At 71.8% G+C, this 8,866-nt stretch carries 7 protein-coding genes; 6 read left to right on the forward strand and 1 reads right to left on the reverse strand.

What is annotated here, in order from left to right:
- Nucleotides 1-1,899, forward strand: a 1,899-nt coding sequence (locus D471_RS0118905; protein WP_017600060.1) for an FdhF/YdeP family oxidoreductase, incomplete at its 5' end; no start/stop codon positions are given.
- 136 nt (nt 1,900-2,035) lie between these two features.
- Here D471_RS0118905 and D471_RS0118910 read toward each other — a convergent pair.
- The gene (locus D471_RS0118910; RefSeq protein WP_017600061.1) at nt 2,036-2,692 is read right to left on the reverse strand and encodes a GntR family transcriptional regulator; all 657 of its coding nucleotides are present in this window, start codon (nt 2,690-2,692) and stop codon (nt 2,036-2,038) included.
- A 77-nt stretch (nt 2,693-2,769) separates the two neighbouring features.
- Here D471_RS0118910 and D471_RS0118915 point away from each other — a divergent pair, with 77 nt between their 5' ends.
- The 5 genes from D471_RS0118915 to D471_RS0118935 all read left to right on the forward strand — a co-directional run.
- Nucleotides 2,770-4,017, forward strand: a complete 1,248-nt coding sequence (locus D471_RS0118915; RefSeq protein ID WP_017600062.1) for a sarcosine oxidase subunit beta family protein — start codon at nt 2,770-2,772, stop codon at nt 4,015-4,017.
- A 17-nt stretch (nt 4,018-4,034) separates the two neighbouring features.
- On the forward strand, nt 4,035-4,334 hold the full coding sequence (locus D471_RS0118920) for a sarcosine oxidase subunit delta (RefSeq protein ID WP_017600063.1): 300 nt from the start codon (nt 4,035-4,037) through the stop codon (nt 4,332-4,334).
- The gene (locus tag D471_RS0118925; protein ID WP_017600064.1) at nt 4,331-7,201 is read left to right on the forward strand and encodes a 2Fe-2S iron-sulfur cluster-binding protein; all 2,871 of its coding nucleotides are present in this window, start codon (nt 4,331-4,333) and stop codon (nt 7,199-7,201) included. The genes D471_RS0118920 and D471_RS0118925 overlap by 4 nt, the downstream gene beginning before the upstream one ends.
- Complete coding sequence (locus D471_RS0118930; protein ID WP_017600065.1) at nt 7,191-7,802, forward strand: sarcosine oxidase subunit gamma; 612 nt, start codon at nt 7,191-7,193, stop codon at nt 7,800-7,802. Before D471_RS0118925 ends, D471_RS0118930 begins: the two co-directional genes overlap by 11 nt.
- Nucleotides 7,799-8,866, forward strand: a 1,068-nt coding sequence (locus tag D471_RS0118935) for an L-serine ammonia-lyase (protein ID WP_017600066.1), incomplete at its 3' end; no start/stop codon positions are given. The genes D471_RS0118930 and D471_RS0118935, both read left to right, overlap by 4 nt.

Raw genomic sequence — 8,866 nt, forward strand, 5'->3', positions numbered from 1 at the left:
TGGGACGCAGCGTTCGACGTCATCGCCGAGAACCTGGCCTCGCTCGGCTCCCCGGACGAGGCGGCGTTCTACACCTCGGGTCGGACCAGCAACGAGGCGGCGTTCGCGTACCAGCTGATGGTGCGGTGCTTTGGCACCAACAACCTGCCCGACTGCTCGAACATGTGCCACGAGTCGTCGGGGGTGGCACTGAAGGACACGATCGGGATCGGTACCGGCTCGGTCTCGTTGGCCGACCTGGAACACGCGGACCTGGTGCTGGTGCTCGGCCAGAACCCGGGCACCAACCATCCGCGCATGCTGGCGTCGCTGGAGAGGGTGAAGCGGCGGGGCGGTCGGATCGTGGCGGTCAACCCGCTGCCGGAGGCCGGGCTGTACCGGTTCAAGAACCCGCAGAGGCCGAGCGGGATCGTGGGGCGGGGCACCGCGCTGGCGGACGAGTTCGCGCAGATCCGCATCGGCGGTGACCTCGCGCTGCTTCGCGCCCTGACCGGGCTGCTGGCGCAGGCCGAGGACGCGGCGCCGGGCACGGTGCTGGACCGCGCGTTCATCGAGGCGCACACGCACGGCTTCGCGGAGTTCTTCGACCAGGCCCGGCGGATCGACTGGACGGCGACCGAACGCGCCACCGGGCTGGAGCGGCGGCAGATCGAGCGGATCGCGCGCATGCTGATGGACTCCGAGCGCACCGTGGTGTGCTGGGCGATGGGTCTGACCCAGCAGAAGCAGGGGGTGGCCACCATCCGGGAGGCCGTCAACCTGATGCTGCTGCGGGGCATGATCGGCAAGCCGGGGGCCGGGGTGTGCCCGGTGCGCGGGCACTCCAACGTGCAGGGCGACCGGACCATGGGCATCTACGAGAGGATGCCCGAGTCGTTCCTGGAGGCGCTGGAGCGCGAGTTCGGGGTCACGGTGCCGCGGGAACACGGCGTGGACACCGTCGAGGCGCTGCACGGGATGCACGACGGGCGCATCAGGGCTCTGTTCGCGATGGGCGGGAACTTCGCCGCCGCCACCCCGGACACCGAGGCCACGGAGAGGGCGCTGCGCGGCTGCGCGCTGACGGTGCACGTTTCGACGAAGCTCAACCGCTCGCACGTCGTGCCGGGCGAGACCGCGTTGATTCTGCCGACCCTCGGCCGCACCGAGCGCGACGTCCAGAGGTCGGGGGAGCAGTTCGTCAGCGTCGAGGACTCGATGTCGGTGGTGCACGCCTCCCGGGGCAGGCTCCGCCCCGCGGGCGAGCGCCTGCTGTCCGAGGTGGCGATCGTCAGCCGTCTCGCCCGCAGACTGCTCGGCGCGGACCATCCGGTGCGGTGGGAGGAGTTCGAGCGCGACTACGACGTCGTCCGCGACCACATCGCGCGGGTGGTGCCGGGCTGTGAGGACTACAACCGGCGGGTGCGGGAGCCGGACGGGTTCGTGATGCCGCATCCGCCCCGCGACTCCCGGACCTTCCCGACGGAGACCGGACGGGCGAACTTCACGGTCAACGTCCCCGAACCGATCGAGGTCCCCGACGGCAGACTGCTCCTGCAGACGCTGCGCAGCCATGACCAGTACAACACCACGATCTACGGTCTGTCCGACCGCTACCGGGGCATCGAGGACGCGCGCCGCGTGGTGCTGGTCAACGACGGTGACATCGCCGCGCTCGGCTTCGCCGACGGGGACCTGGTCGACCTGGTCTCGGAGTGGCCTGATCCGCGCGGCGGCGTCGAGGAGCGCCGCGCCCGCCGGTTCCGGATCGTGTCCTATCCGACGGCCCCCGGGTGCGCCGCCGCCTACTACCCGGAGGCGAACCCGCTGGTGCCGCTCGGCGCGGTGGCGGACAGGTCCAACACGCCGGTGTCGAAGGCGGTCGTGGTGCGGTTGGAGCCCCATGCCGATGCCGACTAGGTTCCGCTGCTCGGAACGTCACCCCAGGGGGTGGTGTTCGGGCGCCGGCAGGGGTCTGCACGACTGAGGACGGCGGCGGGCGGCGGGCGGTCCGAAGCGAAGCGGAGGACCAGAGAAGACACGTCCCCGCCCCGGTTCAGATCAGGGCGCGGATGGCCTCCTCGAACCCGGTGACGTGCTTGAGCGCGAGCTCCGCCGCCCGGTCGGCCTCGCCGTCGATGATGGCGGTCAGGAGCGGGACGTGCTCGTCCACGTGACCGGTCACCCCGGACAGCCGGGGGATGAAGACGCACCAGATCCTGGTGGCCAGGCTGTCGTAGGCGATCAGCGTGTCCTCGAGGAAGGGGTTGTAGGCGCACCGGTAGATCGCCCGGTGCACGGCGACGTCGGTGCGAAGCAGCTCGGTGGTGTCGTCCCCCTGGTCGCCTTCGAGTTGGGACCGCAGCCCGGTGAGCTCGGCGCGGTCGGCGGGCGTGGCGCGCTCGGCCGCCGCCGAGGCGGCGAGCGGCTCCAGGGGGCGCCGCACCTCCGAGATGTGCGCCAGGTCGGAGATCTGCACGTCGGTGGCGAAGGTGCCGCGGCGCGGGTAGGCCACGACCATGCGGTCCCGCTCCAGGCGCTTCAACGCCTCGCGGATCGGTGTGCGCCCCATGCCGAGTTCGGTGCTGAGCCGGTCCTCGTTGATCGGGTCGCCCGGCTGGATCTCCAGCATCACCAGGCGGTCGCGGATCGCGACGTAGGCCTGTTCCGCGAGTGAGGCTCCCGGCGATTGGTTGTTGACCTGAGTTCCCATGTGACCTACAGTACTACCAAGACTGATATATCAGTAGTTTATCAGATGGCGTTCCCCCTTCCGCTGGAGGCACCGCGATGACCGAACCCGCGTCCCCCGCCCAGCCACCCGGCGCGCACCTGCCCGACCACCCCGACTTCCTGTGGGAGGACCTGGAACCGAGGACCTTCTACGACGTCGTGATCGTCGGCGGCGGCGGTCACGGCCTCGCCACCGCCTACTACCTCGCCAAGGTGCACGGCATCACGAACGTGGCGGTGCTGGAGAAGGGGTGGCTGGCGGGCGGCAACATGGCCCGCAACACCACGATCATCCGCTCCAACTACCTGTGGGACGAGAGCTCGGGCATCTACGAGCACTCCCTGAAGCTCTGGGAGGGCCTGGAGGAGGACCTGGGCTACCCGATCCTGTTCGACCAGCGCGGGGTGCTCAACCTCGCGCACAGCCTCCAGGACGTGCGCGACAGCGTGCGGCGGGTCAACGCCAACCGGCTCAACGGCGTCGACGCCGAGTGGCTGGACCCGCGGGGCGTCAAGGAGGTCTGCCCGATCGTCAACATCGCGGAGGACGTGCGCTACCCCGTGCTGGGGGCGACCTACCAGCCGCGCGCCGGAATCGCCAAGCACGACTACGTGGCCTGGGGCTACGCGCGCGCCGCCCACGAGATGGGCGTCGACCTCATCCAGAACTGCGAGGTCACCGGGATCGAGACGGTCGGCGACCGGGTCACCGCGGTGGAGACCACCCGCGGCCGCATCGCCGCGGGCCGCGTCGGGCTGTGCGCGGCAGGCCACAGCTCGGTCCTCGCGGAGATGGCCGGTATCCGGCTCCCGCTCGCGTCGCACCCCCTGCAGGCACTGGTCTCGGAACTGCTGGAGCCCGTGCACCCCACCGTGGTGATGTCCAACGCGGTGCACGTCTACGTGTCCCAGGCGCACAAGGGCGAACTGGTGATGGGCGCCGGGATCGACAGCTACAACGGCTACGGCCAGCGTGGGTCGTTCCACATCATCGAACGGCAGATGTCCGCCGCGCTGGAGCTGTTCCCGATCTTCGCCCGAGCGCACCTGCTGCGGACCTGGGCGGGGATCGTCGACGTGAGCCCGGACGCCTCCCCGATCGTCGGCCTCACCCCGGTCGAGGGCCTCTACCTCAACTGCGGCTGGGGCACCGGCGGGTTCAAGGCCACCCCCGGCGTCGGCGACTGCTTCGCGCACACCATCGCCCACGACAAACCGCACGCGTTCAACGAGCCGTTCACCCTCGAACGGTTCACCACCGGCGCCCTCGTCGACGAGCACGGCGCAGCCGCCGTCGCGCACTGAGGAACAAGGAGCCAGGCATGCAACTCATCCCCTGCCCGTGGTGCGGGCCGCGCGAGGAAACCGAGTTCCACTACGGCGGCCAAGCGCACGTGGCCTACCCGCAGGACCCGGCCGCGCTGACCGACGAGGCGTGGGCGCGGTACGTGTTCTTCCGCGACAACCCGAGCGGCCCGTTCGCCGAGCGGTGGAGCCACAGCGCGGGCTGCCGCCGGTGGTTCAACGCCGTCCGCGACACCAGGACCTACGACCTGCTGGCCGTCTACGACGCCGGTGAGCCGATGCCCGATCTCGGAGAGAGGGACGAGGTGGTCTCGTGAGCGCGACCTTCCGGCTGCCCACCGGCGGCCTCATCGACAGGGACACCGCACTGCGCTTCACCTTCAACGGCCGGTCGATGACCGGGCACCCCGGGGACACCCTGGCGTCCGCGCTGCTGGCCAACGGTGTGCACGCGATCGGCACCAGCGTCAAGTACGGGAGGCCGCGCGGCATCGTGGCGGCGGGCTCGGAGGACCCGACGTCGCTGGTGCAGATCGAGCAGCCGTTCCCGGAACCGATGCTGACCGCGACCACCGTCGAGCTCTACGACGGACTCGTGGCCCACGGCCTGCCCGGACAGGGCAGGCTGGCCTCCGAACCCGACCCGGCCCGCTACGACGCCAAGCACGTGCACTGCGACGTTCTCGTCGTCGGCGCGGGGCCCGCGGGCCTGGTCGCCGCGCTCACCGCGGCCCGCGGCGGCGCTCGGGTCGTCGTGGTCGACGAGCAGAACCAGGCCGGGGGCGCGCTGCTCGGCACCAGGGAGTACCTCGGCGAACGGCTGTCGCAGGACTGGGCGGCCGACATCGCGGCGGAGCTGCGGAACACCCCCGGCGTGCTGGTCCTCGACCGCACCACGGCGTTCGGCGTCTACCAGGACGGGTTCGTCCTCGCCCTCCAGCGCCGTACCGACCACCTCGGCTTCGACGCGCCCGCCGACGCGGCCCGCCAGCGCGTCTGGCGGATCAGGGCCAAGCAGACCGTGCTCGCCACCGGCGCCCACGAGCGCCCCGTCGTCTTCGCCGACAACGACCGCCCCGGGATCATGCTCGCCGGTTCGGCGCGCACCTTCCTCCACCGCTACGGCGTCCTGCCCGGCACGCGGGCGGTCGTCTTCACCACCGACGACAGCGCCTACCGCGCGGCGATCGACCTCGCCAGAGCCGGTATGGACGTCGCGATGGTCGTCGACGCCAGGCCCGCCGCGCCCAGTGTTCTCGCCGCGCGGTGCTCCGCCCGGGGGATCCAGGTGCGCGCCGGTCACGTCGTCACCGGCACCGAGGGCGGGGCCCGGATCACCGACGCCCACGTCGCCCCGCTGCCCGGCACCGAGGGGAACCCGGAGACCGTCGACTGCGACACCCTGCTGGTCTCCGGCGGCTGGAACCCGGTCGTGCACCTGTTCAGCCAGGCGCGCGGCACGCTGCGCTACGACTCCGAGCTCGGCGCCTTCGTCCCCGGCGAGGAGCTGCCGACGGTGCGGGTCGCGGGGTCGGCGACGGGTGCGCTGGACCTCACCTCGTGTCTTCGGCAGGGCCGCGACGCCGGGCACGCGGCCGCGCTCGCCGCGGGGTTCGCGCCGGTGGGCGAGGTCGAGCTGCCGGTCTCGGGCGCGCGGACCGACGAGCGGCCCGGCATGGTGCTGTGGCGTGTCCCGGGCGAGCTCCGAGAGGGCGCCCCGGACACCCGCTTCGTCGACCTCCAGCGCGACGCCACGGTCTCCGACGTGCTGCGCGCAACCGGCGCGGGGCTGCGCTCGCTGGAACACGTCAAGCGGTACACGACCATCGGCACCGCCCACGACCAGGGCAAGACGTCCGGGATGATCACCGCTGGACTGGTCGCCGAGGAGCTGGGCGTCGAGCTCTCCGAACAGCGGCCCACCACGTTCCGACCGCCGTACACCCCGGTGTCCTTCGCCGCGCTGGCCGGACGGGACCGGGGCGAGCTGCACGACCCGGCGCGCGTGACCGCGTTGCACCCCTGGCACGTCGCGCGCGGCGCGCTGTTCGAGGACGTGGGGCAGTGGAAGCGGCCCTGGTACTTTCCCCGGACGGGTGAGGACATGGACACCGCCGTCCTGCGGGAGTGCCGCGCGGCACGCGAGGGCGTCGCCCTCATGGACGGCTCGACCCTGGGCAAGATCGACCTCCAGGGCCGCGACGCCGGTCGGTTCCTCGACATGCTCTACACGAACAAGATGAGCGCCCTGAAGGTCGGCCGGATCCGCTACGGGGTGATGTGCGGCGTCGATGGCATGGTCATCGACGACGGAACCGTCATCCGGCTCGCGGAGGACCGGTTCCTGGTGACCACGACGACCGGCAACGCCGCGATGGTCCTGGACTGGATGGAGGAGTGGCTCCAGACCGAGTGGCCGCACCTGGACGTGTACGCCACCTCGGTCACCGAGCACTGGGCCACGATCCCCCTGGTGGGGCCCCGGTCGCGCGACGTGCTCGCCGAGCTCGCCCCCGACCTGGACGTGGGCAACGAGGCCTTCGGGTTCATGACATGGCGGGACACCGTGCTCGACGTCGGAGCGGGCGTTCCCGCGCGGGTGTGCCGGATCAGCTTCTCCGGCGAGCTGGCCTACGAGGTCAACGTGACCGCCTGGCACGGCCTGGCCGTCTGGGAGGCGCTCATGGCGGAGGGCGAGAAGTACGGGATCACGCCGTACGGCACCGAGACCATGCACGTGCTGCGCGCCGAGAAGGGCTATCCGATCGTCGGCCAGGAGACCGACGCCACGGTCACGCCCCAGGACCTGGGGATGTCGTGGGCCGTGTCGAAGAAGAAGGCCGACTTCATCGGCAAGCGGTCCCACACGAGGGCGGAGAACAACCGGCCGGACCGCAAGCAGCTCGTCGGACTGCTGCCGGTCGACCCGGAGATCCAGCTGCCGGAGGGCGCGCAGGTCGTCGGCACCGACCGGCTGCCCGACCCCCCGGTTCCGATGCTCGGCCACATCACCTCCAGCTACCGCAGCGCCGCGCTGGACCGGACGTTCGCGCTCGCGGTCGTGCGCTCCGGCCACGAACGCGTGGGGGAGACGCTCTACGTCCCCGTCGGGGACGACCTCGTGCCGGTCACCGTGACCGAGTCCGTTCTCTACGACAGGGAAGGAGCCCGCCGTGACGGCTGACACCAGCTCACGGACCAGCCCGCTCGCCGCCTGGGCGGACCGCCTCGCCGGCCTCGCGCCCGCGTTGACGGTGGTGGAGCGGCCGTTCCTGACCCAGCTCACGGTGCGGGCCTCGGACCCGGACGCCGTGGCCGCGCTGGGTGCGGCGCTGGGCGTCGCGTTCCCCGCCGACCCGTGCACGTTCACCCGGGGCGACGGCCCCTTCGGCGACGTGGAGGTGTTGTGGCTGGGGCCGGACGAGTTCCTCGTGGTGGCCCGGTCCGACCTGGACCCGCGGGTTCCGGTCGAGGAGGCGCTACGCACGGCCCTCGGGTCCGCGCGGGGCGCGGTCGTGGACACCTCGGCCCAGCGCACGACGGTGGCCTTGGCGGGACCGCACGTCCGGGACGTCCTCGCCCACGGTTGCGCCGTCGACCTGCACCCGTCGGCGGCGCCGACCGGTACCTGCGTGCAGACCCTGCTGGCCAGGGCCGGGGTCATCCTCCAGGTCGTCGACGCCGAGGCCGGCGTGTTCACCGTGCTGGTGCGGTCGTCCTTCGCCGAGTACCTGGCCGCGTGGCTGAGCGACGCGTGCGTCGAGTATCTGGCGGGAGTGTCATGAGTCTGAGCGTGTTCGACCTGTTCACGGTCGGCATCGGACCGTCGAGCTCGCACACCGTCGGCCCGATGCGCGCGGCGGGGACGTTCGCGAGGGCCCTGCGGGACGAGCGGCTCCTGCCGCGGGTGGCGTCGGTGCGCGTCGAACTGTTCGGATCGCTCGGCGCGACCGGCCACGGGCACGGCAGCGTCAAGGCCGTGGTGCTCGGGCTCGCGGGCCACGCCCCCGACACGGTCGACCCCGTCGCCGCCCAACCCATGGTGGACGACGTGGCGGCGACCGGGAAGCTGGAGCTGGCGGGCCGCCACGTGATCGGGTTCTCGGTCGACGACGACGTCGTCCTGCACCGGAACAGGCGGCTCGACTTCCACAGCAACGGCATGGAGTTCCACGCGTTCGACCGCGAGGGGACCCCGGTCGCGGTCCGCACGTACTACTCGGTCGGCGGTGGCTTCGTCGTGGACGAGGACGCCGCCGGGGAGAAGGCCGTCGTCGAGGACGCCACGCCGGTGGAGTACCCGTTCTCCACCGGCGACGAGCTCCTGTCCCACACCGACCGCACCGGACTGTCCATCAGTTCGATCATGCTCGCCAACGAGCGGGCCCGCCGCACCGAGCGGGAGACCAGGGACGGGTTGCTGGAGATCTGGTCGGTGATGCGGGAGTGCGTCGAGCGCGGCTCGACGACCCGGGGTGTGCTGCCGGGCGGGCTCAGGGTCCGGCGGCGCGCCGCGGCGAGCCGGGAGGACCTGGAGGCCGCGGGCGAGTCCGGGGATCGGCTGGGCGCCATGGAATGGGTCACGATGTTCGCCCTGGCGGTCAACGAGGAGAACGCGGCGGGCGGGCGGATCGTGACCGCGCCGACCAACGGCGCGGCCGGGATCATCCCGGCGGTCCTGCACTACTACGACCGTTTCGTGCCCGGTGCCGACGAGGACGGGATCGTGCGCTTCCTGCTCGCCGCGAGCGCGGTCGGCATGCTGTTCAAGCGCAACGCCTCGATCTCCGGCGCGGAGGTCGGCTGCCAGGGCGAGGTCGGCTCCGCCTGCTCCATGGCGGGCGCCGGG

This window comes from Nocardiopsis lucentensis DSM 44048, assembly GCF_000341125.1.
Lineage (GTDB): Bacteria > Actinomycetota > Actinomycetes > Streptosporangiales > Streptosporangiaceae > Nocardiopsis > Nocardiopsis lucentensis.

Bases quoted from the DNA above. Each gene is read 5' to 3' on its own strand.
- D471_RS0118910 (WP_017600061.1), bottom strand. From the start codon at position 2,692: ATGGGAACTCAGGTCAACAACCAATCGCCGGGAGCCTCACTCGCGGAA.
- D471_RS0118915 (WP_017600062.1), top strand. From the start codon at position 2,770: ATGACCGAACCCGCGTCCCCCGCCCAGCCACCCGGCGCGCACCTGCCC.
- D471_RS0118920 (WP_017600063.1), top strand. From the start codon at position 4,035: ATGCAACTCATCCCCTGCCCGTGGTGCGGGCCGCGCGAGGAAACCGAG.